The organism is Nannocystis exedens (genome assembly GCF_002343915.1).
Classification (GTDB): domain Bacteria; phylum Myxococcota_A; class Polyangia; order Nannocystales; family Nannocystaceae; genus Nannocystis; species Nannocystis exedens.
The window spans coordinates 9,589,679-9,616,342 of sequence record NZ_NETK01000001.1 but is presented as its reverse complement, the minus strand read 5'-3'; the positions used below and the strand labels follow the sequence as shown (position 1 = coordinate 9,616,342).

At 71.8% G+C, this 26,664-nt stretch carries 23 protein-coding genes; 15 read left to right on the top strand and 8 right to left on the bottom strand.

What is annotated here, in order from left to right:
- Positions 1 to 3: 3 nt before the first annotated feature.
- Both NAEX_RS37500 and NAEX_RS37495 read right to left on the bottom strand, forming a co-directional pair.
- Positions 4 to 450 (bottom strand): biopolymer transporter ExbD, encoded by a 447-nt coding sequence (locus NAEX_RS37500; protein WP_096332269.1) that lies wholly within the window; start codon positions 448 to 450, stop codon positions 4 to 6.
- Positions 451 to 480: 30 nt separating this feature from the next.
- Positions 481 to 1,185, bottom strand: coding sequence for a MotA/TolQ/ExbB proton channel family protein (locus NAEX_RS37495; protein WP_245913888.1), 705 nt, complete (start codon positions 1,183 to 1,185; stop codon positions 481 to 483).
- 82 nt (positions 1,186 to 1,267) lie between these two features.
- On the opposite strand from NAEX_RS37495, the gene NAEX_RS37490 reads away from it, so the two are divergent.
- The 4 genes from NAEX_RS37490 to NAEX_RS37475 are packed head-to-tail and all read left to right on the top strand — an operon-like array spanning position 1,268 to position 4,836.
- Positions 1,268 to 1,927, top strand: coding sequence for a hypothetical protein (locus NAEX_RS37490; protein WP_096332268.1), 660 nt, complete (start codon positions 1,268 to 1,270; stop codon positions 1,925 to 1,927).
- A complete protein-coding gene (locus tag NAEX_RS37485; RefSeq protein ID WP_143141165.1) occupies positions 1,906 to 2,664 on the top strand; it encodes a hypothetical protein in 759 nt (252 codons plus the stop codon). Before NAEX_RS37490 ends, NAEX_RS37485 begins: the two co-directional genes overlap by 22 nt.
- Before the next feature lie 10 nt (positions 2,665 to 2,674).
- Positions 2,675 to 4,018 carry a hypothetical protein gene (locus tag NAEX_RS37480; RefSeq protein WP_096332266.1) on the top strand — a complete coding sequence of 448 codons (1,344 nt, stop codon included), beginning with the start codon at positions 2,675 to 2,677 and terminating at the stop codon, positions 4,016 to 4,018.
- Complete coding sequence (locus NAEX_RS37475) at positions 4,015 to 4,836, top strand: DUF7986 domain-containing protein (RefSeq protein WP_096332265.1); 822 nt, start codon at positions 4,015 to 4,017, stop codon at positions 4,834 to 4,836. Before NAEX_RS37480 ends, NAEX_RS37475 begins: the two co-directional genes overlap by 4 nt.
- Before the next feature lie 130 nt (positions 4,837 to 4,966).
- Here NAEX_RS37475 and NAEX_RS37470 read toward each other — a convergent pair whose 3' ends face one another.
- The 4 genes from NAEX_RS37470 to NAEX_RS37455 form a co-directional block, all read right to left on the bottom strand.
- Positions 4,967 to 6,769: a DUF2330 domain-containing protein gene (locus NAEX_RS37470; protein WP_096332264.1), complete on the bottom strand. Its 1,803-nt coding sequence runs from the start codon at positions 6,767 to 6,769 to the stop codon at positions 4,967 to 4,969.
- A 149-nt stretch (positions 6,770 to 6,918) separates the two neighbouring features.
- Positions 6,919 to 8,268, bottom strand: a complete 1,350-nt coding sequence (locus NAEX_RS37465; protein WP_096332263.1) for a tetratricopeptide repeat protein — start codon at positions 8,266 to 8,268, stop codon at positions 6,919 to 6,921.
- Between the two features lie 117 nt (positions 8,269 to 8,385).
- Complete coding sequence (locus NAEX_RS37460; protein WP_096332262.1) at positions 8,386 to 9,201, bottom strand: SDR family NAD(P)-dependent oxidoreductase; 816 nt, start codon at positions 9,199 to 9,201, stop codon at positions 8,386 to 8,388.
- Positions 9,198 to 10,382 carry a M20 metallopeptidase family protein gene (locus NAEX_RS37455; RefSeq protein WP_096332261.1) on the bottom strand — a complete coding sequence of 395 codons (1,185 nt, stop codon included), beginning with the start codon at positions 10,380 to 10,382 and terminating at the stop codon, positions 9,198 to 9,200. Before NAEX_RS37455 ends, NAEX_RS37460 begins: the two co-directional genes overlap by 4 nt.
- Positions 10,383 to 10,457: 75 nt before the next feature.
- Here NAEX_RS37455 and NAEX_RS37450 point away from each other — a divergent pair, with 75 nt between their 5' ends.
- From NAEX_RS37450 to NAEX_RS37435, 4 genes are all read left to right on the top strand, one after another.
- Complete coding sequence (locus tag NAEX_RS37450) at positions 10,458 to 10,988, top strand: C-GCAxxG-C-C family protein (protein ID WP_245913887.1); 531 nt, start codon at positions 10,458 to 10,460, stop codon at positions 10,986 to 10,988.
- 55 nt (positions 10,989 to 11,043) lie between these two features.
- Positions 11,044 to 11,652, top strand: a complete 609-nt coding sequence (locus tag NAEX_RS37445) for a PH domain-containing protein (protein ID WP_096332260.1) — start codon at positions 11,044 to 11,046, stop codon at positions 11,650 to 11,652.
- Between the two features lie 78 nt (positions 11,653 to 11,730).
- A complete protein-coding gene (locus NAEX_RS37440) occupies positions 11,731 to 12,111 on the top strand; it encodes a TerB family tellurite resistance protein (protein ID WP_096332259.1) in 381 nt (126 codons plus the stop codon).
- 16 nt (positions 12,112 to 12,127) lie between these two features.
- Positions 12,128 to 12,949, top strand: a complete 822-nt coding sequence (locus NAEX_RS37435) for a thioesterase family protein (RefSeq protein WP_096332258.1) — start codon at positions 12,128 to 12,130, stop codon at positions 12,947 to 12,949.
- Between the two features lie 97 nt (positions 12,950 to 13,046).
- Here NAEX_RS37435 and NAEX_RS37430 read toward each other — a convergent pair whose 3' ends face one another.
- Entirely contained in the window at positions 13,047 to 13,793 is a 747-nt protein-coding gene (locus NAEX_RS37430; protein ID WP_096332257.1) for an SDR family NAD(P)-dependent oxidoreductase, read from the bottom strand.
- Positions 13,794 to 14,059: 266 nt separating this feature from the next.
- On the opposite strand from NAEX_RS37430, the gene NAEX_RS37425 reads away from it, so the two are divergent.
- The 6 genes from NAEX_RS37425 (at position 14,060) to NAEX_RS37400 (ending at position 22,168) form a co-directional block, all read left to right on the top strand.
- Entirely contained in the window at positions 14,060 to 15,598 is a 1,539-nt protein-coding gene (locus NAEX_RS37425; RefSeq protein WP_170136336.1) for a lipase maturation factor family protein, read from the top strand.
- Between the two features lie 150 nt (positions 15,599 to 15,748).
- On the top strand, positions 15,749 to 17,473 hold the full coding sequence (locus tag NAEX_RS37420) for a DUF1588 domain-containing protein (protein WP_143141139.1): 1,725 nt from the start codon (positions 15,749 to 15,751) through the stop codon (positions 17,471 to 17,473).
- 61 nt (positions 17,474 to 17,534) lie between these two features.
- Positions 17,535 to 18,764, top strand: a complete 1,230-nt coding sequence (locus tag NAEX_RS37415; RefSeq protein ID WP_177326016.1) for a DUF1501 domain-containing protein — start codon at positions 17,535 to 17,537, stop codon at positions 18,762 to 18,764.
- A complete protein-coding gene (locus NAEX_RS37410; protein ID WP_096332253.1) occupies positions 18,748 to 19,224 on the top strand; it encodes a hypothetical protein in 477 nt (158 codons plus the stop codon). Before NAEX_RS37415 ends, NAEX_RS37410 begins: the two co-directional genes overlap by 17 nt.
- A 129-nt stretch (positions 19,225 to 19,353) precedes the next feature.
- Positions 19,354 to 21,174, top strand: a complete 1,821-nt coding sequence (locus NAEX_RS37405) for a hypothetical protein (RefSeq protein WP_096332252.1) — start codon at positions 19,354 to 19,356, stop codon at positions 21,172 to 21,174.
- Between the two features lie 55 nt (positions 21,175 to 21,229).
- A complete protein-coding gene (locus NAEX_RS37400) occupies positions 21,230 to 22,168 on the top strand; it encodes a hypothetical protein (RefSeq protein ID WP_096332251.1) in 939 nt (312 codons plus the stop codon).
- Positions 22,169 to 22,264: 96 nt separating this feature from the next.
- On the opposite strand, the gene NAEX_RS37395 is transcribed toward NAEX_RS37400, so the two are convergent.
- Positions 22,265 to 24,322, bottom strand: coding sequence for a TrkH family potassium uptake protein (locus NAEX_RS37395; RefSeq protein WP_096332250.1), 2,058 nt, complete (start codon positions 24,320 to 24,322; stop codon positions 22,265 to 22,267).
- A gap of 113 nt (positions 24,323 to 24,435) precedes the next feature.
- Here NAEX_RS37395 and NAEX_RS37390 point away from each other — a divergent pair, with 113 nt between their 5' ends.
- The gene (locus NAEX_RS37390; RefSeq protein ID WP_096332249.1) at positions 24,436 to 26,568 is read left to right on the top strand and encodes a cation:proton antiporter; all 2,133 of its coding nucleotides are present in this window, start codon (positions 24,436 to 24,438) and stop codon (positions 26,566 to 26,568) included.
- The last annotated feature ends 96 nt before the right edge of the window (positions 26,569 to 26,664 follow it).

The window sequence follows — 26,664 nt, the reverse complement described above, 5'->3', positions numbered from 1 at the left end:
CTCTCAGGTGCGCGGCGGGACCTTCGGGTCGGTCAAGAAGCCGACCTTGGAGACCCCGGCCGTACGCAACGCGACGAGCACCTCGACGATCCGGCTGAACTCGATGTTCGAGTCGCCCTGGATGAAGGCCACCCCGTCCTGCTTGAGGCGCGCGTTGCTGCTGAGCTCGTTGGCCATGGTCGCGGGGTCGCGCGAGAGCGCGACCGTGCCCATGAAGACGTCGCCCTTGGCGTCGACGGAGACGGTCGCCAGCAGGAATTGCTCCTGCGCGATCGCCTGCGCCTTGGCCTTCGGCACCGCGATCTTGTGCGGCTGCTTCGGCGCCATCATCGGCGTCGACACCATGAAGATGATGAGCAGACACAACATCACGTCGACCAGCGGCGTGACGTTGATCGCCGAGACCGGGCCCTCGCCCTGAATCGCGTCTGCTGTGACCTTGCTGCTCATGCGTACACCGTGATCGTAGCAGGCGACCGGCTAGAAGAAGTGCCGCTTGACGATGTTGGTGTAGTCGCTGCCGAACGTCGTCATCTCGGCGCCGAGCACCTTGATGCGGCGGTTGAAGTAGTTGTACGCCATGACCGCCGGGATCGCGCTCATCAGCGACGTCGCGGTCGCCACCAGCGCCTCGGCGATCGGGCCCGACACGGTCGCCAGGTCGGCCGAGCCGGACGCGGCGATGGCGGAGAACGCCTCCATGATGCCCCACACCGTGCCGAGCAGACCGACGAACGGCGCGGCCGAGCCGATCGTGGCCAGGAGCGGCATCAGGTTCTCGAGCTTGGTCGTCTCGCTGACCTTGGCGCGGGCCAGCGCGCGCTCGATGTTCTCGAGCCCGTCCATCTTCTCGTGCATCGAGCCGGTGGCCTCGTTCTGACCCTTCTTGACCTTGGACAGCTCGATGTAGCCGGCGCGGAACATCGCCGCCAGCGGGCTGTACTTGAGCTGTTCGGCGACCCGGTAGATGTCGTCGAGGCGCTTCGACTCCCAGAAGCGGTCGAGGAACGTGATCGACTGCGACTGCGCCTGGCTGATGTGGATCAGCTTGTAGAGAATCACGAAGATCGTGGTGAAGATCGAGATGACCAGCAGGATGGCGACCACGAGCACGAGGCCCTTGGCGCCGAACAGCAGGTGGATGATGTCGATCTCGGCGAGCAAGCTGGGCGCGGGAAGCAACACGCCGGCAGGCTACACGCCCCCGCCCGGCTCCGTCAAACCGCGGGGCGCCCCCGACGGCGACGGTTTTGCTATCCTCCCGGCCGTGCCTCGCCCCGCCCAAGCGCTCGCGCCCGCGCCCGCCTCGCCCCTGCGGCGGCGCCCGAGCCCGGCGGCGGGAGCGATCCTCGCGCTCTCTGCGGCGACCGCCTGTGTCCGCGACAAAGGCGAGGTCGAGCTCAATTGGACGGTCGTCGACGCCGCCGGCCGCTCGATCTTCCCGGCCGGTGAGTTGGGCGACGTTTGCAACCTCGACGCCGACAAGTTCGACGACCTGTGCGGCTTCATCGGCAGCACCACCCCCGACGGTCCGCGCCGGCCCTACCGGCTGCGCACGCAGCTGCGCCTGTGCGAGCCCGACTGCCCGCAGGCCTGCACCGCCGACGAATCCTGCCAGATCGACGTGCGCACCTACGGCTGCAAGGCCGCCCGCGGGTTCTCCATCGTCGACGCCCGGGCGGACGAGCCCTACGACTTCGAGGTCGCGCTGGTCGCGGAGTTCGAGGACGACGGATGCGTCTGCGAGCTCGGCCCCGCGTGCGCCCTGACCCCCGGCCCGCGCACCCGCACCGTCGAGCCGGGCCTCTTGACCGACCTGCAGGTCTACCTCTTCGTGCTCACCGGCCTCGACGCCTGCGCGCAGGAGCCGTCGGAGCAGGGCCGCACCGTCATGGACCTCCAAGGATGCTGCGACGGCTGCTCCTAGGGACCTGGCTCTTGGGGCCGGCGTGCGTCCTGCCCGCGGGCGGGGCCACCGGCCTCGAGTTAACGTGGACCGCGCGCGAGGCGAACGCGGTCGACGGCCCCGACGCTCGCCGGGCGCGCACCTGCGAGGGTGCGGGCCTGTCCGGCGTGACCGTGCGGGTGATCGACGCCGGGGACCCCGCGCGCGACCGGGTGTTCGCGTACGCGTGTGAGACCGGCAACATGTCGCCGGCGGCGCGGGCCGTCGAGGCGCCGGAGATCTTCCTCGACCTGCGCCCGGGCACCTACGACTTGACGGCCAGCGGCCGCGCCGCCGGGGACGCGCCGCTCGTCACTGCCGTCGCCGTCGGCGAGGTCGAGAGCCACGCGATCACGGCCGTCGACCTCGAACTCGAGCGCGCCCCGCAACCACTCGACCTCGCGCTGACCGGCGCCTGCAGCGACCTCATGGTCGCCCTGCGCTACGCCGACCCCGCCGCCGACCTGTTCCTCGGCGACACCGACGCGCCGCCGGCGGTCTACCGTCAGAATTTGAGCAGCGACCGCGGCCTGCGCCTGGGCGGTCAGGAGCAGCCCTGCGCCGGCCTCCAGGGCGCGCACCGCGTCGCCGACGTCGACCCCGGCCGCTACCGCCTCGACCTCGAGATCGACGGCCGGAGCTGCTCGCGCGCCGTGACAATCGAAGACTCACCCGTCCAGATCGCCCTGGACCTTGAAAACCCCGCCTGTGACGGATAGACCGGCCCTGATGCTCCGCGCCCGCCTCGCCCCCCTCGCGCTCGCGACCGTCGCCGCGGCCGGCTGCGCGGAGGACCCGAGCTTCTGGGTCCGCTGGCGCCTGCAGCCGCCCGAACAGGCCGAGGCCGCCGAGCTCGTCTCGGTCGACCAGTGCACGGAGCTCGGCATCAGCGGGATCCGCGTCAGCACCCGCGACCAGGGCAACGCGCTGCTCGACGAGCGCGAGTTCCCCTGCTTCCCCTCCGGCTTCGAGGACCGGGACGCCCGCGCCCCCGGGCCCGAGGTCGGCGCCGGCACGTACAGCGTCACCGTCACCGCGCTCGGCCGGCGCGCCGTCCAGTTCTGCGCCGACGAGCCCGCCCCCGCCGCCGACACCGACGGCAGCGAGGCCGACACCTCTTGCAAGAAGGTGCTCGCCTCGGTCGCCCAGGACGTCGTGATCCGCGAGGCCGGCGAGGGCAAGCCGCTCGACGTCGTCATCGTCGGCGCCCCGCAGTGCAGCGACGGCATCGACAACGACCGCGACGGTTACACCGACCTCGCCGATCCCTCGTGCGCCGGCGACCGGGCGGGTTTCGAGCTCGGCGACAGCGCCGGCGCCCAGGTCGTCGTCCGCCCGCAGCTCATGAGCGGCAACCCGAGCGCCTACTGCGATGGCCTGGGGCTGTCGCAGATCGAGCTGGCGATCACCGGCCCGACGGCGAAGAAGCTCCGCTTCACCTGCACCACCACCGCCCAGACCTTCACCGAGTCGCTCGATCCTGGCGATTACACCCTCTCGGTCACCGGCCTCGACGCCAAGGGCAAGGTGCTCGCGGTGCCCACGCTGGACCCCGACCTCGTCAACTTCACGCTGGCGCCGGAGGGCTTCCGCAGCGTCGACCTCCCCGCCGACTTCACGATCGCCAGCTTCCTCGCGCCGATCGAGGCCGGCTTCGAGTTCTCGCTGGCGCTCCTCAGCGGCCCCGAGCAGCAGCCGCTCACGACCTGTGAGCCGGAGCCTGGCCTCGTGATCGACCGCGTCCGGCTCACCGTCCTCGGCCCCGACCTCGAGCTCGTGCCCACCGCCGCGCTGCACGACGGCGCCAACCCGCCGATCGTGCTCGACGGCGTCACCACCGTCCCCTGCACCCTGCTCGGCGGGCTCCCGCGCATCGAGCCGCTGGTGTGGGACGACGCGCCGATGGCCCACGAAGAGCTGTACCTGCGCGTCGAGGCGTTCGCTGTCGGCTCCGACGTGCCGTGCTACGGCAACGGCGACGAGCCGGTGCCCGCCGCCCCGAACGCGAGCCTCGCCATCGAGCTGCCGCGGGTCGCCTCCGACGGCGCCTGCGCCGAACCGACGAACCCATGACCGACACACCCGAACAACCCGGCACTTCGGCCCCGCCCGCCGCCCCGGCGCCTCGCTCCGACTCGCGACGCAAGCGTCGCGGCACCGGCCCGTTCCTCACCGCGGAGCAGGAGATCGCGCAGGCCAAGGAGGCCGCTCGCGCGCGCAACCCGGCCCCCGCGGCGGCGCTGACGAACGAGCGACCGCTCACCCCGAAGTTCGGCCGCTACGAGCGCACCGACTTCGAGCGCGTCGAGTCGATGCTCGGCAGCTTCGCCACCCGCCGGTTCGGCCCGTTCGTCGCCCAGGTGATGAACGGCTTCTTCGGCGGCGCCACCCCGGCCGAGAAGAACAACGCCGACCTGCGCCGGGCCGCCCAGACGTTCTGTCTGTACGGCTACCGCGACCCCAAGGGCGTCCGCCTGGTCGACATGTTCGCCAGCGCCGGCGTGCCGCTCGAGGGCCGCCAGCGCGCCGCCCTCGACGCCTGCCTGCAGGCGCGCCTGCTGCTGGTCGCCGTCGACGACGTCCACCCCGGCAAGCAGCGCGTGCGCGGCAAGGACCTCCTGCGCGACGAGCCCGTCACGCTCACCGACAGCAACCTGTCGCAGGCCCTGCGCGCGGGCGACCGCGTCCTGACCTGGTCGATCCCGTGGGGCACGAGCTGGCAGCCGATCGGCGTCGGCCAGCGCCTCGAAGCCCGCCGCGCCGCCGTCCTCGACCGCGGCCTCGAGACCCTGTGCGACAGCCTCCGCGCCGTCAAGCGCGAGCTGCCCGAACGCCACGGCCCCAACCTGTTCTGGCTGGTCCACCGGATCGCCAACGCGCCGATCGGCTGAGTGTGTCTTCCGGGGCATGTCCTCATGGACATGTCCGGAACGGACTAACTTGAAGGGCATGCCCGCGAGGGCATGCCCGCGAGGACATGCCCTCTCGACTCAGGGGCGACGGCGCCGGCGGCCCGTCGCCTCAGCGGCGGCGGCGCCGTCCCGCCAGCAGCCCGAGCCCCGCGAGCGCGAGCAGACCCCCGCCCGGCGCCCCGTCGCTGCGGCAGCCGCAGCCGCTGGCGTCGTTTTGCCCGCCGCTCGTCGCCGAGTCCGGCCCGCCCTCGCTGGACCCCGAGCTGTCGGTGTCGGTGTCGCTCGCGCTGGTGGTGGGCGCCCCCTCGGGGAAGCGCGGCCAGCCGTGGGCGAGGTTCCACTCCTCGATCTTCTTGTTGATCGCGGCCGTGTTGTTGACGAGGTGCATCGGCTTGCCCTTGAGGGCGACCTGCTGGACCTCCTCGGCCCACCACATCTCGCCGATGAAGTCGGGCCACGGCCCGCCGTTGGGCACGAAGATCTCGCGCTCGTCGGGCAGCGTGACCACGCTGTTGCCGTCGCACAGGTTGTACTCGGTGGCCGAGCGGAAGTTCGGCACGTCCTGCAGGTCCGGGTTGATGTGGAAGATCGGGTCCGCGATCATCTCGTTCGGCGAGATGACCGTGTACATGCGCGTCAGGTACGGGTAGGCGTCGACCAGCTCCTGCGCGTGCTCGCCGGGGGCGATGATCCGGCTGTCGAGCGCCTGCGCGAACGCGCTGCCGTCGCCCCACGCCATCGCGTCGATCTGGTCGGCGTAGGCCTGCAGGTTCGCGTAGAACTCCTCCGCCGTCAGCCCGTCCGGCACCGGCAGGAAGTCATTGAGCAGGCCCTCGACCAGCGGGTGGTTGTAGAAGCAGAAGTCGGCGCCGAAGCAGTTGGCCAGGCCCTGGTTGTTGAGGGTGCTTATCACCTCTTCGGGCGGCAGGCCGACGAACGCCGCCTCGTTCCACGACGTGCTGTAGAAGTTGAACGCGAACGGCTGGACCACGTTCGACGGCCCGGCGTACTCGGTCACGAACGCCAGCCCCTCGGCCTCGAGGTCGTCGACCGCCTTGGTGATGACGTCCTTGTAGTTGGCCGCGAACTGCAGCCAGTCGATCTTCAGCGGGTTGACGAGGACGTGGCGGTAGTTGGTCGGCGCCGCGCGGCTGTTGCCGAGCACGAACACGCGGATGTCCATGTTCTCGATCGACGCGAACCGCGTCAGCCGCAGCGGGAAGCAGTTCTCGTTCGACGGGTAGCGCAGCACGATCGGGTGGACGTCGCCGCCGTCGGACCCGGCCGCCAGCTTGAGCGCGACGATCACGTTGCCCTCGTCGAGGTACTGCTGCAGCACCATCTCCGAGCCGTCGATCCACTGGTACTCGTTGTCGATCAGCCACTGCTTGATCGGCTCGATCGTCTGGTCCTGCAGCACCACGATCTCGAACGCGCCCGCGGTGGTCTTGAACACCACCGGGTCCTCGCCCGGCCCCGGCTCCGCGCCGCTGGTGCTGCCGCCGGCCGAGTCGCCGGCGTCGGTGCCTGTCCCGTTGGTGGTGATGCCGCCGGAGATGCCGTCCTCGCCGCACACCTCGAACGTCTGCTGCAGCTGATAGGTGGGGACCGACGAGTTCAGCAGCGCGTCGAACAGCGGCTGCGAGCCGACCTCGAACTCGGGGATCTGGGCGATCGGGATCAGCCACGCGAACTTCTGCGCGTTGGTGTTGGGATCGATGCTGATCTGGATGTGGACCTCGACCTCGTTCTGATTGAGGACGAAGAGCACGTTCTCGCCGTCCTGGTTGACGGGCATCGAGTTCGGCAGCCCGCCGTCGCAGAACACGCCGCCGCAGGCCTCGGCCGTCTGCGGGATCGCCAGGGTCCACGCCGCGCCGAGCGCCGCACACAACAACAGGGAAGTTCGCATCACCGGTCTCCAATCGCGCAAGTTAAGCAGTCGACCACGACAGGGTCGCACAGGCGTGCGAGCCCCGCCAGTCGGGGCTCATGGCGACCGGCCGGCCCCGCCCCGGCCGCTGCAACCCGTTACAGCCGGCCGACGGGACGGCCTGCGGCTCAGGTGCGGAAGATGTAGGACCGCTGGCCGTGGACTCGCGCGACGCCGCGCGGTCGCGGCTGCATCGCGCCGCGCAGCTCGGCCATCATCTCGAGCGACGGGCTCGGGTCGCTGGGCGACTGCGGCGGCACCACGTCGAGGGTGAAGCGGATGTCGGGCGAGGGCTCGATCGTCCGCAGGTATTGCATGCAGAACTCGCGGGCCTCGTTCTCGTCGGTGGCCAGCACGGTCAGGCCCGTGGTGTAGCCGTCGGTGTTCTCGGGCCAGTGCTCGGGCCGCTCGCCGGCCTCGGCGCGGGCCACCACCGTGTACATGCTGACCTGCGGCGAGCGCCCGTGGTCGGCCTCGTTGAGACAGTCGAGGATGTGCGGCGTGATCCACTCGCGCTGGCCGGCCAGCCTGGCCACCTCGCGGGCCTCGCCCTGACGGCCGTTCTGCCACAGCGCCTCGAAGATCTCCTCCGCGACCAGGCTGCAGTAGCCGATCTGGCCCGGGTCCTGGGCGTAGCGCCGCTCGAGCAGGTCGAGCGCGCCGTACAGGAGGCCGAGCGCCTCGTCGAGGTCGCAGTCGGCCGCCGACAGCCGCCAGCCGCCGAGCACCGCGAGCGTGAGCGCGTTGCCCTTGTCGAGCTGGCGCGCCCGCTCGAGCGCGTTGAGGGCCTGCTCGTAGCGGCCGAGGCGGTACAGCGTGATCGCCTTGTTGTACTGCGCCCCCGCGTTCTCGGGGTCGAGGCTCAGCGCGAAGTCGAAGCGATCGATCGCCTCGTCGAGGCGATCGAGGTCGGACAGACAGATGCCGTGCTCGACCAGGATCTCGACGTTGATCGAGTCGTCGCTGAGGTACAGGTCGTAGATCTGTTCGGCCTCTTCGAGCCGACCCTGGCGCCGCAACAGCGCCCCGAGCGCCGCGATCGCCTCGTACATCCCGCCGTGCGGGTCGCACTCGTTGGCCCGGCGATAACAGACCTCCGCGTCCATCTCGCGGCCGAGTCGCTCGAGCACCGCGCCGAGGTTGTAGTGCTGCAGGCCGCCGCCCGGGTCCTGATCGATCGCCGCTTCGAACGCCTCGCGGGCCTTCTCGAGATCGCCGACCAGGTCTTGCACGTTGCCCAGCGCGATCAGGACGTCGGGCTCGCGCGGGAACTCGCTCGCGGCCCGGCGCGCGAGGGTCAGCGCGTGGTCGAGTTCACCGGTCTCGCACAACCCGCGGACCCACATGCAGTACATGCGCACGAGGTCGTCGGGCGGGAGATCGGGCTCCCAACAGCTTCGCAACAAGCGGACCGCCGAATCCGCGGCGCCCTGGTTCAGCAGGGTCGCGATCGCGTCGAGTTGGGGGAGAGAAGACATGGGAAAGCCAGGGCTTGGCGGCCTGAAGGGCCGTGGGGTTATGGTTTTTGCACGGGCCCTCGCGCTTGGCAATCCTGGGGATTTCGCCCGCTCGCTTTCTCGCCCGCCCCCCGGATTTTACGCGCTCTCGGGTCCGCCGCGAGTGGCACCAGCGGCGGGACAACGTCGCACATTGCGACGACCTGCGAGCCAGGCGAGCGTCCGCCGTGGCAACGCGCGGGCGAGCAGCGCCACCAGAGCCGAGGCCACGCCGTCGTGCGATACGGCGCGCCCGGCCAGCGCGTCGCGCAGCGCTAGGGCCACCACCCGGTCCGGCGACGCGGCGCCGGAGATCGGCTCACGCATGCCGGCGACCGCGAAGAACTCGGTCGCCACCGGCCCTGGACACACCGCGCACACGTCGATCCCCCGCGGGCGCAGCTCCTCGCGCAGCGCATACGCCAGGGAGATCACGAAGCCCTTGCTGGCTGCATAGGCCGCGAAATAGGGCGAAGGCACATACCCCGCCGCAGATGCGACCAGCACCAGCTTCGAGCCGCGCGACATCGAGGGCAAAATCCCGTGTGTCAGCAAGGAAAGTGCGCGAATGTTCAGGTCGAGCATGCGCGCCAGCGACTCGGCGTCCTGGTCGGCGAATGGCCCGAGGTGACCGACGCCGGCGCTGGCCACGAACAGGCGCACGGCAGGTCGTTCGTCTCGCACGCGCGCGAGCACGGCCTCGGTCCCTGCGGGCGTCGCCAGGTCGGCCGTGATCGGCAGCCCGAGCTCGCGCGGCAGCTCGCGCGCGATCGCGTGCAGGCGCTGCTCGCGGCGTGCGACCAGCCAGATCCGCGCCAGGTCGGCGAACGCCGGGTGCGCGGCGATCGCCCGCGCGAACGACTCGCCGAGCCCCGCGGACGCCCCGGTCACGATGGCGATCGGGCGCCCCGTCATGTCAGCGCGGCCAGGCGGTCGCGGACGATGCCGAGGAACATCGCCACCCCGGTCGGGATGAGGTCGTCGTCGAAGTCGAAGTCGGGGTGGTGGCAGACCGGCGTGTCCTCGTCGCCGCGGCGGGCCCCGAGGAAGAAGTACGCCGCCGGCACCGCTTGCGCGAAGTAGGCGAAGTCTTCGCCGCCCGCGAGCGGCAGGCCCGCGTTCGACACCCGTTCCCGGCCGAGCACGGCGGCCCCGACGCGGACCACCGTCTCCACGCAGCTCGCGTCGTTCATCGTCACCGGGTAGCCGATCTCGATCTGCAGGTCGATGTCGACCGCGAACGTCGCCGCCGTGCCGCCGATCACCTCGCGCACGCGCTCCAGCACCCGCTCGGTGGTGCTCGGCTCGAACGTGCGGATCGTGCCCTTCAGGCGCGCGACGTCGGGGATCACGTTGTGCGTCGTGCCCGCCGTGAATTGCGTGATCGACACCACCGCTCCGCCGGCGTAGCCGAGCCCGCGCGACACCACGGTCTGGAGCGCCGACACCAGGTGAGCGCCGGCCACGATCGGATCGCGACACAATTGCGGCTGACTGCCGTGGCCGCCCTTGCCGCGGATCGTGATCGACAGCATGTGGACCTGCGCCAGCATCGGCCCGACCTGCACGCGCAGCTCGCCTTTCGGGAACGCCGGCCAGTTGTGCAGCCCGTAGATCTCGCGCACCCCGGCCAGCGCGCCCTCTTCCACCATCACCTTCGCGCCGCCGCCGCGGACACCTTCCTCGGCTGGCTGAAAGAGCAGGCGGATGTTGCCGCGCACCGACTCGCGGTGGCGCGCGAGGATGTCGGCGACCCCGAGCAGGATCGCCGTGTGGCCGTCGTGGCCGCACTTGTGCGCGCGCCCCTGGTGGACCGAGCGGTACGGCAGGTCGGTGTTCTCTTGCATCGGCAGGCAGTCGAGGTCGGCGCGCAGCGCGATCGTCGGCCCCTCGGAGTGCGGGTGCAGGTCGGCCACCAGCCCCGTCTCGGCGCAATTGCGCGGCTGGTATCCGCGCTCCTCGAGCCACGCGCGGACCAGCGCCTGCGTGCGCACCTCCTCGAAGCCGAGCTCCGGGTGGCGGTGGAGGTCGTGGCGGATCTCTCGCAGGCGATCGGTGAGCGCCTCGATCTCGGCGCGCGGGTCGGTCCAGGACATGCCAGCAAGCTAGACCATCCTCCGGCCCGACGCGACCGCTTGCCCGCCTGCGGGCCGGCGCGCATCCTGGGGTCCATGAGCGGCAGCACCCCTCGCGGCCCCATTCGCAGTAAGGCTCTGGTCCTCTACGAGGGCGTGCTCACCGCCCACCGCTCCTGCGGGATCGCCCTCGCCGAGGCCTTCGATCGTCCGCCGGCCGCCTACCAATCGCTGCGGCGCGGCGGGATCACCGGGCAGGGCACCTGCGGCGCGGTCGTGGCCGGTCAGCTGTTGCTCGGCGAGTTCCTCGGCGATCCCGACCCGACCGGCAAGGTCACCCCGGCGCTGCGCGCCGCCATGACCCGTTACCTCGCGCGCGTCGAGGCCGAGCTCGACCGCGGCACCAGCCCCGACCTCGTCTGCAACAACCTCACCGGCCAGCACGGCGACTTCACCGGTCCGGCCCGCCACGCCTTCTGCACCGCCCTCGTCGGCCAGGTCGCGCAGATCGTCGACGACACCCTGCGCGAGCACGGCGTGGCCCATACCGCCACGCCGGTGACGCTCGCCGACGGGCGCCGGTTCGACCCGACGCTCGACCTCGAACCTGCCCCGAAGGCCAGCTGAGCGGCGGACGGGCGGGCGATTGCGTCGGCCCCGGTCGTCGTGCCACCCTTGGCGCATGCAAGAGCCGCAGGCCAGCCTTTCGCCCCCGGGAGTGCCTCCGCAAGCGCAGCCGCCGCTCGGCTCCTCGCCGACGCAGGCCACCGACGAGCTCTTCTTCGAGGGTATCGCCAAGCACAGCGCCAACATCGGCACTTATCTGTGGTGGGTCGGCGTATGCATCCTCGGCGGCGGCATCGCCTACGGCCTGTTGCAGATCGAGGCGCTCCAGGGCAAGCCGCTGTGGCTGCTGGCGCTGATCGGCACGCCGATGCTGCTGTGGTCGTACCTGCAGCACATCACCACCCGCTACAAGATCTCGCGCCGGCGGGTCGAGTTCCAGAAGGGCGTCGTCAGCCGCCGGCTCGACTCGCTCGAGCTGTGGCGCGTGCTCGACGTCCGCTACGAGCAGAGCCTGCTCGACCGGATCTTCGACAACGCCAAGATCACCCTCATCGGCACCGACCAGACCCACCCGAACCTGCTGCTCTACGGCCTGCCGAACCACCGCCAGCTGTTCGAGCGCCTGCGCGAGGCGGTGCAGTTCGCGCGCAGCAACAACCGGCCGATGGAGCTCGCCCCGGGCGCGCACGAGGGCGCCGACGCGTTCGCTCATCACCACCACTGAGGCCCGCGCAACTTCGCGCTGTGGGGTGACCGGCGACGTTCCGATCGCCGGAACACGCTTGCGGTATTCTCGGCTGCGATGAAGCCGCAGAACCCGTCCGCTTTGCACATCCTCGCCTTCGTGTACCTCACCTTCAGCCACGTCACCGACGGCGAGCTGAGCCACGAGGAGATCGACACCATCGCGCGGGTGCTGCACGGCTGGGTCCCGGACGCCACGAGCGACCAGATCTCCCGCGTCATCGTCGACACCGCCGCGTGGGTCCACAGCGTCGCCAGCGACGAGGAGCGGCTCGCGCAGGCCGAGACCTACACGCACCTCATGAAGGAGCAGATGAGCGAGAAGCAGCGCAGCGCCGTGCTGGTCAACCTCATCGAGCTCGCCCGCGCCGACGGCAAGATCACCGCGACCGAAGAGCAGTTCATCGGCCTCCTCACGCGGATCCTCGGCCTCGGTTGAGCTAACGTCGCCGCGCATGCGGCCCGACGAGGCGCTCTACCTCCCGGACGGCGACGCCGACCGCGCCACCCGCTTCATCGCCACCCCCTGGACGCGCGGCCCGTGGGACATGCGGCTCCAGCACGGCGGACCGCCGACCGCGCTCATGGTGCGGGCCATGGAGCGCCACGCCGCCGAGCTCGGTGAATTCCAGCTCGCCTGCGTCACCACCGACTTCCTGCGGGCCGTCCCGATCGGCGCCTGCGACCTCGCCGTCGAGCCGCTGCGCAGCGGCCGGCGGGCGCTCGGCCTGCAGTGCACCCTCGCCGTCGACGGCCGCCCGTGCGCCCGCGCCGGCGCCCTCTTCATCCGCCGCCTCGACGTCCCGGTCCCGCCCGAGCTCGCGCCCGCAGGCGACCCCGTCGACCCGCGCGGCCTCGACGAGCGCACCTTCGACTTCTTCCCCGACCCGGTCGGCTACCACACCGCCATCGAGCTGCGCCTCGGGACATGTCCCATCGAACCTGGCTGCGGGGACGGGTGGCTGCGCCTGCGCGGCCACCTGGTCGCCGGCGAGGCGCCGAGCCCGGCCCAGCGGGTCGCCGTCGCCGCCGACGCCATCAACGGCGTCGGCTTCGCCCTCGAGTTCGCCCGCTGGACCTTCATCAACGCCGACCTCACCATCTACCTCCACCGCGCGCTCGAGGGCGAGTTCGTGCGCCTGCGGACCCGGCACGTCTCGCAGCCCGACGGCCGCGGCCTGGTCGACGCCGAGCTCGGCGACCGGCGCGGCCCGATCGGCCGCGCGCTCGAGGCCCAGGTGCTCGAGCTGCGCGGGCCTGTCCCCAAGGACAGTTGATTCCGCGGCCGGGCGCCCGCGGGACGGCAGGCACCGGCGACCTCCCATGGATCGCCGGATCGCCGGCGCGCCTGAACCTGTCCCCGAGGACAGCCCGCTAGACCAGCGAGTACCCGCCGTCGGCCACGACGTCGGACGCGGTCATGAACGACGACTCGTCGGAGGCGAGGAACACCGCCGCGCTGGCGATCTCCTCGGGCGTGGCGCTGCGGCCGAGCGGCGACGCGCCGTGGGTCGAGCTCTTCACGTGGGCGATCGTCGCCTCGTCGAGGCCCATGTTGATCAGGATCGGCGTCTCGGTGAGGCCGGGGCTGAGCGAGTTGACGCGGATCTTCCGCGGCGCCAGCTCGACCGCGAAGGTGCGGGCGAACTGCCGCACCGCGGCCTTGGTCGCCCCGTACACGGACATGTACGGCGTCGCCTTCTGGTGCAGCCCCGACGAGATCAGGACCACCGAGCTGCCGGCGGGCATCAGCGGCAGCGCCTTCTGCACCGTGAAGAACACCCCCTTGATGTTGGTGTCGAGCAGCATGTCGAGCGACGCCTCGTCGACCGCGTCGACCGGGCCCATCACGCTGCGGCCGGCGTTGGCGACCACCACGTCGACGCGGCCGAACTTCTCCTTCACCGCGGCGTACAGCCGCTCGATGTCGGCCACGCGGGTGACGTCGGCCTCGACCGTCAGCGTGTCCGCGCCGAGCTCCTGCTGGGCCGCGTGCAGGGATGACGCGCTGCGCCCTGCGATCGCCACCTTCGCCCCCTCGCGGACGAACGCCTTGGCGATCGCCAGACCGATCCCGCTGTTACCGCCCGTGATGACCGCGATCTTGTCCTTCAGTCTCATACGTCCCCTCTTGCCGGCAGCCTACGCCGAAGCGCCGGCGCTTGACCATCGGTCTGCACGCGCGGAACCGCCCGGGCGCGAGCACCAACATGTCTCTTCGGACATGTCGTCTTCGCCGCTCGATCGCCCGGCGAACGGCGGTGCGCCGCGGATCCTGCGCCGCGTCGCGTGCGAGCGGGCGTGAGGGCTCGACGCCGCGTCGTCGTCGACGCCGCGCGAAGCCCCGTGCGCGCCGGCTCGAGCCACCCGCGCTACCATCCGCGGCGATGGAGCCCGACCCGCGCGAGCTGCAGACACCCGGCCAGCGCGTCCTGTCGCGGCTCCGTCGCATCTTCGTCGGCGAGCACCCCGGGGGCAACTACGTCCTCACCCGCTTCGTCGTCCTCCGCGTCCTCGGCCTCGTGTTCGTCGCCGCGTTCGCCACCGCGGTCGCGCAGCTCGTGCCCCTCGTCGGCGCCCACGGCATCACCCCGCTGGGGCCGGTCGACGACTTCTGGGCCCGACCGACCCTCTTCTGGTGGAGCGCCTCCGACGCGGCGCTGGGGGCCGTCAGCGTCCTCGGCCTCGTCCTCTCGATCGCGCTCCTGCTCGGCTGCGAGAACGCGATCCTCCTCGTCGTCCTCTGGGCCCTCTACCTCTCGATCGTCCACGTCGGCGGCCGCTGGTACGCGTTCGGCTGGGAAATTCAGCTGCTCGAGACGGCGCTGCTGTGCGCCGTCCTGAGCCCGCTCGCGCGCCTGCGGCCGCTGGCCGGCGATCGCCCTCCGCCCTACGTCGCCGTCGTCCTGCTGCGCTGGCTCGCCTTCCGCATCATGCTCGGCGCGGGCCTCATCAAGCTGCGCGGCGATCCCTGCTGGACCGAGCTCACCTGTCTCGAGCGCCACTTCGAGACCCAGCCGATCCCGAACCCCGTCAGCTTTTATTTCCACCACCTGCCGCCCGCGGTGCTGCGCGCCGGCGTCGTCTTCAACCACCTCGCCGAGCTCGTCCTCCCGTGGTTCGTGTTCGGCCCGCGGAGGCTGCGGATCGTCGCCGCGCTCGGCATGATCGCCTTCCAGCTCACCCTCATCGTCAGCGGCAACCTCTCCTTCCTCAACTGGCTCACCCTCGTCCCGCTGCTCGCCTGCCTCGACGACCGGTTCCTGCGCCGCCTCGTCCCCGCCCGCCTGCGCGCGCGCGCCGGGGACGGCAGCGCCCGTCCCACCCGCGCCGCCGTCGTCGCCGCCGCCTGTTACGCCGTCGTCGTCGCCTGGCTCAGCATCGACGTGGTCGCCAACCTGGCCGGGCGGCGCCAGCAGATGAACGCCTCCTTCGATCGCCTGCACCTCGTCAACACCTACGGCGCCTTCGGCAGCATCAGCACCGTCCGCCTGGAGCTGCAGATCGAGGGCACCGACGCCGCCGTCCCCGACGACTCCGCCGTCTGGCGGCCATATCACCTGCCTTGCAAGCCCGGCTCCGTCGACCGGCGGCCGTGCTGGATCTCCCCCGACCATCGCCGCCTCGACTGGCTCATGTGGTTCGCCGCGCTCGACCTCGCCGGCAACGGCTACCTGGCCCGAGAGACATGGCTCTTCAGCCTCCTCGACCGCCTGCTCGCCGGCGAGCCGACCGTCCTCAGCCTGTTCGCCGACCCGCCGCAGTTCGCGGGCGGCGCCCCCACCTTCGTCCGCGTCGACGTCTACCGCTACTGGTTCGCCCCGCTCGGCCACCCGGACTGGTGGCGACGCGAGCGCCTCGACCGGCTGATCCGTCCCGTCGCCCGCGACGATCCCGACCTCCGCGGCCTGCTCGACGGCGAGTGAGCCCCGTCCCTCGCGCCTGCGCATCGGCGCGCGCCGTCGCACCCCGCCACGTCGCAATTTGCCACGTCCGGCCCGGGTGCCCGTGTGCAAGCGCCGACCCTCGCGCCCGGCCTGGAACGGCGCTTGAATCGCGAGCGGCGGAGGATCTTCGTGACCCGGGCACTCGCGCTCCCCCTCCTCTTCTTCTGCGCCTGCGGCGGCGACCTGCCCGCGGGCAGCGACAGCGACGGCAGCACCTCGGCGACGACCGGCACCGCCACCGCGAGCGACGACCCGACCGCCGGGACCACCGGCGACCCGGGCGACGGCGACCCGATCCTGCTCGACCCGCGCGACCGCCTGTTGCGGATCTCCATGGCCCTCCGCGGCGTGCGGCCGAGCGACGCCGACTACGCCGCCGTCGAGGCTGACCCGAAGGCCATGTCGAAGCTCGTCGACGCTTACCTCGACTCGCCCGACTTCGGCGCCACCGTGCGCGACCTCCACAACGACGCCTTGCTCGTGCTCGCCGACTTCGGCGCCCCGCCGGCCGGCTTCCTCGCCAAGGACGGCCTCGCCGGCATGGACCTCGTCGCGGCCAACCGCGCGATCATGGAGGCCCCGCTGCGGCTCATCGAGCACGTCGTCACCGGCGACCGCCCCTACAGCGAGATCGTCACGGCAGACTACACCCTCGTCAGCGCCGCCTCGGCCGCCGCCTGGGGCCTCCCCTTCGATCCCGCCGGCGACCCCTGGCAGGTCCAGGAGCCGCCCAGCGACCTGCGCAACGCGGGCGTGCTCGCCGACTCGTGGCTGTTCCAGCGCCACGGCTCGACCCGCACCAACGCCAACCGCGGGCGGGCCAACGCCGTCGCGCGCGCCTTCCTGTGCGTCGACTTCAACGACCGCGACCTCGAGATCGACCCCAGCGTCAACCTCGCCGACCCCGAGGCCGTCGCCGACGCCGTGCAGGAGAACGCCACCTGCGCCGCCTGTCATCAGACCCTCGACCCGCTGGCCGCCTTCTTCTGGGGCTACAAGCCGCAGTTCGTCCCGCTGCTCGTCGACTACCCGCAGGACCACTACGCCGAGGGCTTCTTCACCACCGTCCTCGGCGTCCCGCGCCGCGACCCGCACTACTTCGGCAGCGTCGGCGGCTCGCTGGCCGACCTCGGCGCCCTGCTCAGCGTCGACCCGCGCTTCAGCCTGTGCGCCGCGCGGCGGGCCTACGCCTACTTCCACCAGACCGACCTCGCCGCCGTCCCGCTCGATCGCGCCGGCGAGCTGCAAGCTGTCCTTCAGGCCAGCGACGACTACAAGGCCATGATCAAGGCCCTCGTGCTCGCCGACGACTTCGCCCGCGGCGACGGCGAGCTCGGGCGCAAGCGGGCCCGCCCGTTCCAGCTCGCGCGGCTGGTCGAGGACCTCACCGGCTTCCGCTGGCGCAGCGACCTCACCGACTTCGGCGCCGGCGTCCTCGACCTGATGGACGACAGCCTGATCGGCTACCACGTCCTCGCCGGCGGCCTCGACGCCATCTTCGTCAACACCGCCTCCTACACCTACAGCGCCACCACCAGCCTGGTCCTGCGGGCCCTCGCGCGCCAGGCGGCCAACGACGTCGTCGAGGACGACTTCGCCCTCGCCGACAAGGCCGCGCGCCGCCTGTTCACCCTCGTGTCCGCCGTCGACACCGGTCAGGCCAAGCTGCGCCCGCAGATCGCCCTGCTCCACCGCCGCTTCTTCGGCCGCGACCTCGCCGACGACGCCCCCGAGGTGAGCGAGACGCTCGAGCTGTTCAAGGCCGCCCTCGCCCTCGCCCCCGGCGACGCCAGGCGGGCCTGGAAGATCACCCTCACCGCCCTCCTGCAGGACGTCCGGATCGCCTTCTACTGAGGAACATGTCATGAACACCATGTTCGAACATCCATGCCCTGAGGGACATGTCACGAGCGACATGTCTCGCCGGACCTGGCTGAAGCGCGGCCTCTACGCCGTCGCGGCCGCCGGCGCGCTCGCGGGCGGCCGCCGCCTGGCCGCCGCCGAGCCCGGCCCTGCGCGCCGGCTGGTCCTCGTGCTCGTCCAGGGCGGCTGGGACACCACCTACGCGATCGACCCCAAGCCGGGCGTCGGCGGCGTCGACGGCCCCGCCGGCGCTGTCCAGGAGTTCCACGGCCTCGACGTCCTCACCGACCCGGCGCGGCCGGCCGTCGGCGCCTTCTTCGACGCCTGGGGCGACCGCTGCGCGATCGTCCGCGGCGTCTCGGTCGCCAGCGTCGCCCACCCCGACTGCATGCACCGGATCCTCACCGGCGTGCTCGACGACACCGCCCCCGACGTCGCCGCCATCGCCGCCGCCGCTCACGCCCCCGACCTCCCCGCGCCCTACCTGATCCTCGGCCGCACCGCCTACAGCGGCCCTTACGGCGCCCTGTCCGCCAGGACAGGTTCCGTCAACCAGATCGTCACCCTCCTCGACCCCCAGCTCACCTTCCCGGCCATGGGCGCCCCGCTGCTCCCGCTCGTCCCGACCGACGCCGAGGAGGCCCTGATCCGCGCCCACGTCGAGCTGCGGGCCGAGCGCGAGCTCGCGGCCGCGAAGGGCAGCGCGCGCGTGCAGGACTTCCTCGACTCCCTGCCGCGCGGCGACCTCTTGCGCGACCTCGGCGAGGTCAGCAAGCTCGATCTGACCCGCACCTTCGACACCCAGATCAAACTCGCCGTCGACGCCCTGAGCCGCGGCCTGTGCCACTCGGTGCAGATCGAGAGCGGCGACTGGGACACCCACACCGGCAACGACGCCCAGGGGCCCAAGCACCAGGCGCTGTTCCAGAGCCTGGCCGGCCTCATGCAGTCGCTCTCCGCCGCCAAGCTGCTCGACGACACCGTCGTCGTCGTCGCCTCCGAGATGGGACGCACCCCGCGGCTCAACGCCGCCGCCGGCAAGGACCACTGGCCGATCACCAGCGCCCTCGTGCTCGGCGCCGGCGTGGCCGGCGGCCGGGTCGTCGGCGCCACCACCGACGCCCTCGACGCCGCCCCGATCGACTTCACCACCGGCGCCGTCGACCCCAAGGGCCGCCCGATCGCCTACGCCGACCTGGCCGCCGGCCTCCTCCAGCTCGTCGGCGTCGACCCGGCCGCGCACATCCCCACCGGAGCGCCCCTGCATGCCCTCTCGGCCTGACCCGCGGGCCCTCGCCCTGCTCGCCTGCCTGTCCCTCGCGTCCTGTACCGAAGACCCTGTCCCATCGGACAGCGATACCGACGACGCCACCGGCTCGACCGGCACCGGCGACCTCACCGGCACCACCGCCGACTCGACCGGCGCCGACTATCCGAGCCTCGACGAGCGGCCCTGCCCCGAGGACAGCATCCTCACCGCCGAGAACTTCGGCGCCCCGTTCATGCTGACCCACTGCACCGGCTGCCACCACGTCGCCCTGAAAGAAGGCGAGCGCGCCGGCGCCCCGCTCGGCGTCGACTTCGAGAGCCTTATCAAAGTTCGCGCCCAGGCCGAACGGATCTGGGCCCGCGCCGCCGATCAGAACGCCACCATGCCGCCGGTCGGCCCGCCCGCGGCCGAGGAGCGGGCCCGGCTCGGCGAGTGGCTCGCCTGCGGCGCCCCCACGGCCGCCGACCTCTGACGTCCCCTGCCGGTTCAGCGCCTCGGTCGCCGTCGGCCCGTTCGCCCCGCGCCTCCGCGCGCGGGTGCACGTCCGCGCGCGCCCCCGCACGCCTGCCTCCGCTCTGGCGAATCACGCTACCTTCCCTCCGTGCGCCTCGCCTTCGCGGTCCCTCTCGTGTTCGTCCTCGCCTGCGCCGACGGTTTCCCCGACACCGCCACCCTCGACATCGGCACCAGCTTCGACACCAGCACCAGCACGAGCACCAGCACCAGCACCAGCACCACCTGGTCGACCACCTTCGACACCACGATCACCGTCGACACGACGACCAGCGGCGACCCGACCACCACGACCGGGTCGACCTCGACCACCACCGGCGAACCGCCCGACGCGGTGCGCGAGTACGACCTCGACGCCGACGGCCAGCCCGACACCGACCTGTCCCTCGGGACATGCAACCAGTCCGCCGACCTCACCTGCCTGCGCGTCGACAGCGACCTCGTCCCTGTCCTCGAGGTCAGCCTCAGCCCCTTGCCCGACCAGTGCGACGGCAACCTGTTCGGCGCCCCGCGGATCACCTTGATCGGCGACCACGACGGCGACGGCCTGAGCGAGGTCGCCGCGCGTCACTGCCGCTTCGACGGCGCCCATGGCCCGCCCTCGCTCGCCGTCGTCACGCTCTCCACTGGCACCGTCAGCGCCCGCGCCGACGCCCCGACCGTCCAGGACCACGCCTGGAGCGACGACCTCCGCGATCCGCAGGGCCGGCGCCACCCGTTCCTCGCCCCCTCGTACGGCGACGGCGACAACCCGCTCGGCGACTGGGGCCGGCTGTGCGTCTACCGGCCCGACCTCCCGCCCGGCGACGGCTGCGGACCTGGCTTTTCGGCCATCCCGACCCTGCTCGCCCCCGGCGAGTTCCGCGAGGTCGGCGGCACCTTGCAGGACCTCGACGGCGACGGCTGGGAGGACATCAACCTGATCTACCACCGCCGCCAGCACACCGTCTCCGCGGCCACCCTCTCCCTCGTCGACGATCTCGAGTACGACGTCGCCGCCGCCAGCGAGCCGGAGAGCCCGAAGTGGTTCCACTCCGGCCGCAACTACGGCACCCACAGCGCCGTCGTCGGCGGCGACGGCCAGCAGCGGCTCGTCGTCGTCGGCGGCGCGCCGGTCGGCAGCTTCGGCGACGACCTGTGCAACGTCAGCCGCTTCCTCGCCGTGCTCGAGTCGAGCCCCGGGCAGCCGGCCACGCGCAAGCTCGCCTGGTCGACCTACTTCTCGTTCTCCTCGACCATCTTCGCCACCTACGACCCGATCTATACCGGCGACCCGATGGCCGACGTCGCCCGCCTCGCCGACGCCGTCGACGGCTGCATCCACCGCTTCGGCGACAGCCGCACCGTCATGGACGGCAAGGAGGTTTTGCTCGTCAACTACTTCGCCATGGACGCCCCCGTCGACCTCTGCCTCGACGAGCAGTTCGCCCTCTACCAGCCGCCCACCTGGACCGACGCCAAGGCCGACGCCTGGTACGGCTGCTTCGCCAAGAACAGGCAGGCCGCGGGCAAGTGGGGCATGCAGGTCGTCGACGAGCGCACCGGCCAGGGCCTCACCGGCAGCCAGCAGACCTACGTGTGGGGCTGGAGCGACCGCTTGCGCCCCGGCGAAGTCGTCTACCTCGTCGAGTACCTCCCGCCCACCACCCGGTGGGACCTCGGCGACGTCCCCGCGAGCGCCCTGCAGGTCCAGGCCCTCGTCGGCGGCCTGTGGCAGAGCCGCGGCGTCTTCCCGGTCGCCGGCCGCCCCAGGCTGCAGCAGCGCGTCCCCACCGGCGCCCAGGGCGTCGGCTCGTACACCACCTTCGCCGAGCTCACGCTGCACCCCGGCGACCCGCCCGGCGTCGAGCTCGAGGACGGCACGATCGTCGCCCACGACCCTGACAGCGACGCGTGGATCGTCCGCTGAGGTTTCGGACATGTCGTTACCTGTCCTTTCGACCAGCCTCACCCGGAGCTCCGCCGTGTCCGCCGCGCGACCCGCCCTCGTCCTCGTGCTCCTCCTCGCCTGCGGCCCCGAGGCGCCGCCCGAGACCGAGTCCACCGACAGCGGCACCACCGCGCCTGCGACCACCTCGACCACCAGCGGCGCCTCGCTCCCCTCCACCACCTCCACCACCTCGCCCACGACGACCTCGGGCACGACCACCACGACCCGCGACGGCGTCGGCTTCATCCGGCCGTTTGACGGCGGCGGCTGCTACGCCGAGTTCGAGGGCGAGGGCGCCGTGCGCTGCTCCCCGTGCGACCCGTGGTTTCAGGACTGTCCCCGGGGCGAGAAGTGCGTCCCGGAGGACGAGAGCGGCCAGGGCGACTGGAACGAGACGACCTGCATCCCGCTCGACCCCGACCCGGACGCGCCCGGCGAGCCATGCACCGTCGATCCGAAGCCGACCCACATCGTCGACAGCTGCGAGCTGGACGCCATCTGCCTCGGCGTCGATCCGGAGACCCTCACCGGCACCTGCGTCCCGCGGTGCCAGGGCTGGGCGGACGCGCCGGAGTGCCCGGCGGGCACCGCCTGCGTCATCAGCCACGAGGGCGTGCTGATCCCCTGCCTCCCGACCTGTGACCCGCTGGGCCCACCATGTCCCGGAGGCCAGGCGTGCCAGCTCAACTTCAGCGACCCCGACAACTTCGTCTGCCTCGAGACCGACCCGGACGCGCTGGCCCCTCTGTTCGCCCCGTGCGCCGGCCCTCTCGACTGCGGCCCCGGCCTCGCCTGCATGGACGCCGCGCTCGCCGGGGAGTGCGACCCGCAGCAGTCGGACCGCTGCTGCCTGGCGCTCTGCGACCTCGCCGCCCCGAGCTGCCCGGGCCTGATGCAGGAGTGCCTGCCGTTCTGGTCCACCGACCCGCCGCCGTCCGAGTGGGCCGACCTCGGCCTGTGCCGGCTGCCCTGAGGCGCCGTCGCCCGTCTCCGGCCAGCCCCTTGGGTCATGTCCTCTCGCACATGCCCGCTCGGACATGCCCGTAAGGGCATGCCTCTTCAGACATGCTCAACCGACCATCAGCCGCCCCTCGGGGAACGTCACCCGCCCGGTCTTCTGGGCCCCGAGGGCCAGCGCCAGCGACGTCGGCCCGACGCGGCCGATGAACATCAGCACGATCAGGACCCACTTGCCGATCGCGTGCAGGTCGTCGGTGATCCCGAGCGACAGGCCGACGGTCCCGACCGCGCTGACGACCTCGAACACCACGTAGGCGAACGGCAGGTTGTGGGTCGCCAGCATGATCACCACCGCGATCGCCGTGATGAGGCCGGCGACGGTGACGATGGTCCCGGCGCGGTACACGATCTCGTTGGGGATCGCGCGGCGCATCAGCACCGCGCGCGGCTGGTTGTAGAGCATGGCCGGCAGCGCCGCCGCCAGCACCGCCAGGGTCGTCACCTTGATCCCGCCGCCGGTCCCGCCCGGGGCCGCGCCGATGAACATCCACACCATCATCACCGCGATCGTCGCCTGCTCGACGCCGGTGAAGTCGACCGTGTTGAACCCGCCGGAGCGCAGCGTGACCGACTGGAACAGCGCGTTCATCCACTTGTCGAACGTCGACATCCCGGCCAGCGTCGCGTCCCACTCGAGCAGCGCGTACAGCAGCGTCCCGAGCACGATCAGCGCCAGCGTCATCCACAGCACCACCCGCGTCTGCAGCGAGAAGCGGCGGCTGACCCCGCGGGCGCGCAGCCACAGCGCCGCCAGCACCGAGAAGCCGACGCTGCCGACCACGATCAGCGCCATGATCGTGACCAGCACCACCGGGTCGCTCTGCTGCGAGACCAGCGAGTCCGGCCACAGCGCGAAGCCGGCGTGGCAGAACGCCCCGACGGCGTGGAACACCCCGTGCCAGATCGCGTCGAGCACCGGCATCCCGTGCTGGGAGAACCGCAGCGCCAGGACCGCGGCCCCGAGCGCCTCGAGCGCCAGCGTCGCCACGACGATGAAGCTCGCCAGCTCGTACGCCGCGCCCGGGCTCTGGATGTCGAGGATCTCCTCGAGCGCCTGCTCGCTGCGCAGCGCCAGGCGGCCGCCGAGGAGGATGGTCGCGAACGTCGACAGCACCATGATCCCGAGCCCGCCGAGCTGGATCAGGATCAGGATCACGCCCTGGCCGAACGGCGAGAACGTGCTCGCCGTGTCGAGCACCGCCAGCCCGGTGATGCAGGCCGCGCTGGTCGCGGTGAACAGCGCGTCGAGGAACGACAGCGGCTCGCCGCGGGCCGACGCCGGGAAGCTCAGCACCAGCGCCCCGGTCACCGCCATCGTCGCGAACGTCGACAGCAGCAGCAGCGCCGGGCGGTGCAGGAAGCTCTGCACGAGGTCGTCGAACAGCGGCCCGCGCGCCAGCACGAACGCGAACGCCACGACCTGGTACAGCGCCAGCGCCACCAGCCCGGCGTTCAGCGCCGACGTCCCCCAGGGCACCCCGAGCAGCACCAGCGCCAGCCAGATCAGGTGGCGCGGCGTCTGCCGCACCACCGCCAGCATGAACGGCCCGGTGAGCATCACCACCCCGAGCCCGAGCAGCAGGCACGTCAAGTCGGCCACGCGCGAGGCCGCGATCTCGAAGCCGACGATCGACAGGTTGGCGATCAGCGACACCGCCAGGATGTGGCGCGCCGCCGGCCCGTAGCGCTGGATCCACACGAAGTCCGGCGTCACCTTCTGCTCTTGTCGGCGGGCCCGCTGGCCGCGGGCGTCGGCGACGAAGAACTCGTTGGCGACGTGGACGCCGCTCCACAGCATCACCGCCCCGGCGACCGGGAAGTCGTGGATCAGCGCCGGCAGGAACGCGCCGATGTTGAGCGACAGCAGGATGAGCGGACCCCAGGTCGCCCACCGCCGACCTTGCAGCGCTGCAAGGGAGAACAAACCTGACAGCGCGACCAGGGCGGCGGCGTAGATCGCCCCGAGCAGCGTCACCTGGCTCGACGCACCGAAGTGGCCGAGCGGCGCGTCGGTCACGATCATGCCGAGCACGCCGACGACCGCGAGACCGACGAGTCGAGCGGCTTGCAGGCGGCGGGTCGGGCGCGGGACCAGCGTCGACGACATGGGGGCGACCGGCCTGCGACCATACCACGACCGCTCGCACCTCCCCTGCGGCGCCGGACGCGGGCGCGGGACCGCCGCGGGTCCGCGGCGTCCTGGGTTATTCTTGCGGTCGCATGAGCGCAGCCGGCTTCGCCGACCACATCCGCGACCTGAGCATCGTCCTCAGCACCGCCGCCGTCACGAGCCTGATCTCGCAGCGCCTCAAACAGCCGCCGGTGCTCGGCTACTTGCTCGCCGGCATCCTGCTCGGCCCGCACGTGCCGGGGATCGTGCTCGGCGGCGAAGAGAGCACCGAGCTGACCCACAGCCTGAGCGAGCTCGGCGTCATCCTGCTGATGTTCACCATCGGCCTCGAGTTCAGCCTGCGCAAGATCGCCCGGATCGGCCCCGTCGCCGGCTTCACCGCGGTCGTCGAGGTCGGCCTCATGCTCACGCTCGGCTTCGTCGCCGCGCGCGTGCTCGGCTTCACCTCGATCGAGTCGCTGTTCGTCGGCGCCTGCGTCGGCATCTCCTCGACCATGCTGGTCGCCAAGGCCTTCGAGGAGCAGAAGCTCAAGGGCGGCTTCGCCGAGGTCGTGTTCGGCGTCCTCGTGTTCGAGGACATCATCGCCATCCTCCTGCTCGCCGTGCTCACCGCCGTGTCGTCGGGCGAGGGCCTGACCACCGGCGAGTTCGCGCTCGAGATCGGCAAGCTGCTCGGCTTTTTGCTCGCGCTGCTGGCCATCGGCCTGCTCGTCGTCCCGCGCTTCATCCGCGGCGTCGTCCGCCTCAGCCGCAGCGAGACCACCCTGATCGCCGGCATCGCCGTCTGCTTCACCATGGCCACCCTGGCGGCCGAGGCCGGCTACTCGGTCGCGCTCGGGGCCTTCCTCGCCGGCATGCTGGTGTCGGAGTCGGGCGAGGGCGGCAAGGTCGAGCACCTCGTGCAGCCGCTGCGCGACATCTTCGCCGCCATCTTCTTTATCGCCGTCGGCCTCTCGATCAACCCGATGGACGTCGTCACCCACTGGCTGCCGGTGCTCGTGCTGACCGTCCTCGTCATGGTCGGCAAGACCGTCGGCGTCAGCCTCGGCGCCTTCCTCACCGGCAACGGCGTCAAGCGCTCGGTGCGCGCCGGCATGAGCCTGGCGCAGATCGGCGAGTTCTCGTTCATCATCGCCGGCCTCGGCATCGACCGCGGCGCCACCGGCAGCTTCATCTATCCGGTCGCCGTCGCCGTCTCGCTGCTCACCTCGCTCACCACCCCGTGGATGGTCCGCAACTCCGAGCGGGTCGCCGACGCCGTCGACCGCCGCCTGCCGGCCCGCCTGCAGACCTTCGTCACCTTCTACGAGGCGTGGATCGAGCAGCTCAAGACCGCCCGCGGCCCGGTCTCCACCTGGCAGCGGATCCGTCGCACCATCATCCTGCTCGCCGTCGACGCGGCGCTGCTGATCGCCAGCCTCGCCGGCGCGCGGCTGGTCCACCGGCGCGTGGTCGAGGCGCTGCACGACCGCTTCACCCTGCCGACCTGGCTGGTCGAGCCCGCCTTCACCGGCGCCACCCTGCTCGTCGCCGCGATCTTCTTCGTCGGCGTCATCCGCCAGAGCGTCAACCTGGCCAACATCCTCGCGCGCATCGTCCTGCCCGAGCGCCCGGGCGACGGCACGCCCCGGCCCGACCTCGGCGCCGCCCCGCGCAACCTCATCATCGTCGTCTTCCAGCTCGCGCTCGGCCTCGCCGTCGGCCTGCCGCTGGTCGCCATCACCCAGCCGTTCGTCCCGCCGGGCTCCACCTTCGCGGTGTTCGCCCTCATCATCATCGCCCTCGCGGTCAACGTCTGGCGCAGCATCAAGAACCTCCAGGGCCACGTGCGCGCCGGCGCCGAGCTGGTGGTCGAGATGCTCGGGAGGCAGAGCCGCAAGGCCGCCGAGTCGCACCACGGCACGCCCATGGTCGAGCCCGAGCCCACGGTCGAGGAGATTCTGCCCGGCCTCCCCGGCATGACCGCCGTGCAGATCGCCGAGGGCAGCGCCGGCCTCGGTCGCAGCGTCGCCCAGCTCAACCTGCGCCTGCGCACCGGCGTCGCCATCCTCACGATCCACCGCGCCGACGGCACCGAGATCCCGCAGCCGATCACCCGCCACAAGCTCGCGCTCGGCGAGGTCGTCACCCTCGCCGGCTCGCGCGAGGCGGTCGACCGCGCCAGCGAGATCCTGCAGAAGGGCCCGGCGGTCGACCCGAAGTTCCTCAGCTACGCGAGCTGACGCCGGCCGCGACGCGCAGGCGCGCTTGCGCGCTGGTCCGCGCCGCCCCGGGCCCTCGGGCGCGCGCGTGACCGGGATCCGCCCCGCCGTCGCCGC

Excerpts from the sequence above, each read along its gene's own strand:
- NAEX_RS37500 (WP_096332269.1), bottom strand. The coding sequence starts at position 450 with ATGAGCAGCAAGGTCACAGCAGACGCGATTCAGGGCGAGGGCCCGGTC.
- NAEX_RS37465 (WP_096332263.1), bottom strand. The coding sequence starts at position 8,268 with ATGTCTTCTCTCCCCCAACTCGACGCGATCGCGACCCTGCTGAACCAG.
- NAEX_RS37425 (WP_170136336.1), top strand. The coding sequence starts at position 14,060 with ATGGAGCCCGACCCGCGCGAGCTGCAGACACCCGGCCAGCGCGTCCTG.
- NAEX_RS37435 (WP_096332258.1), top strand. The coding sequence starts at position 12,128 with ATGCGGCCCGACGAGGCGCTCTACCTCCCGGACGGCGACGCCGACCGC.
- NAEX_RS37455 (WP_096332261.1), bottom strand. The coding sequence starts at position 10,382 with ATGTCCTGGACCGACCCGCGCGCCGAGATCGAGGCGCTCACCGATCGC.
- NAEX_RS37395 (WP_096332250.1), bottom strand. The coding sequence starts at position 24,322 with ATGTCGTCGACGCTGGTCCCGCGCCCGACCCGCCGCCTGCAAGCCGCT.
- NAEX_RS37460 (WP_096332262.1), bottom strand. The coding sequence starts at position 9,201 with ATGACGGGGCGCCCGATCGCCATCGTGACCGGGGCGTCCGCGGGGCTC.
- NAEX_RS37450 (WP_245913887.1), top strand. The coding sequence starts at position 10,458 with ATGAGCGGCAGCACCCCTCGCGGCCCCATTCGCAGTAAGGCTCTGGTC.
- NAEX_RS37470 (WP_096332264.1), bottom strand. The coding sequence starts at position 6,769 with ATGCGAACTTCCCTGTTGTTGTGTGCGGCGCTCGGCGCGGCGTGGACC.
- NAEX_RS37445 (WP_096332260.1), top strand. The coding sequence starts at position 11,044 with ATGCAAGAGCCGCAGGCCAGCCTTTCGCCCCCGGGAGTGCCTCCGCAA.
- NAEX_RS37440 (WP_096332259.1), top strand. The coding sequence starts at position 11,731 with ATGAAGCCGCAGAACCCGTCCGCTTTGCACATCCTCGCCTTCGTGTAC.
- NAEX_RS37480 (WP_096332266.1), top strand. The coding sequence starts at position 2,675 with ATGCTCCGCGCCCGCCTCGCCCCCCTCGCGCTCGCGACCGTCGCCGCG.
- NAEX_RS37390 (WP_096332249.1), top strand. The coding sequence starts at position 24,436 with ATGAGCGCAGCCGGCTTCGCCGACCACATCCGCGACCTGAGCATCGTC.
- NAEX_RS37475 (WP_096332265.1), top strand. The coding sequence starts at position 4,015 with ATGACCGACACACCCGAACAACCCGGCACTTCGGCCCCGCCCGCCGCC.
- NAEX_RS37430 (WP_096332257.1), bottom strand. The coding sequence starts at position 13,793 with ATGAGACTGAAGGACAAGATCGCGGTCATCACGGGCGGTAACAGCGGG.
- NAEX_RS37415 (WP_177326016.1), top strand. The coding sequence starts at position 17,535 with ATGTCTCGCCGGACCTGGCTGAAGCGCGGCCTCTACGCCGTCGCGGCC.
- NAEX_RS37485 (WP_143141165.1), top strand. The coding sequence starts at position 1,906 with ATGCTGCGACGGCTGCTCCTAGGGACCTGGCTCTTGGGGCCGGCGTGC.
- NAEX_RS37410 (WP_096332253.1), top strand. The coding sequence starts at position 18,748 with ATGCCCTCTCGGCCTGACCCGCGGGCCCTCGCCCTGCTCGCCTGCCTG.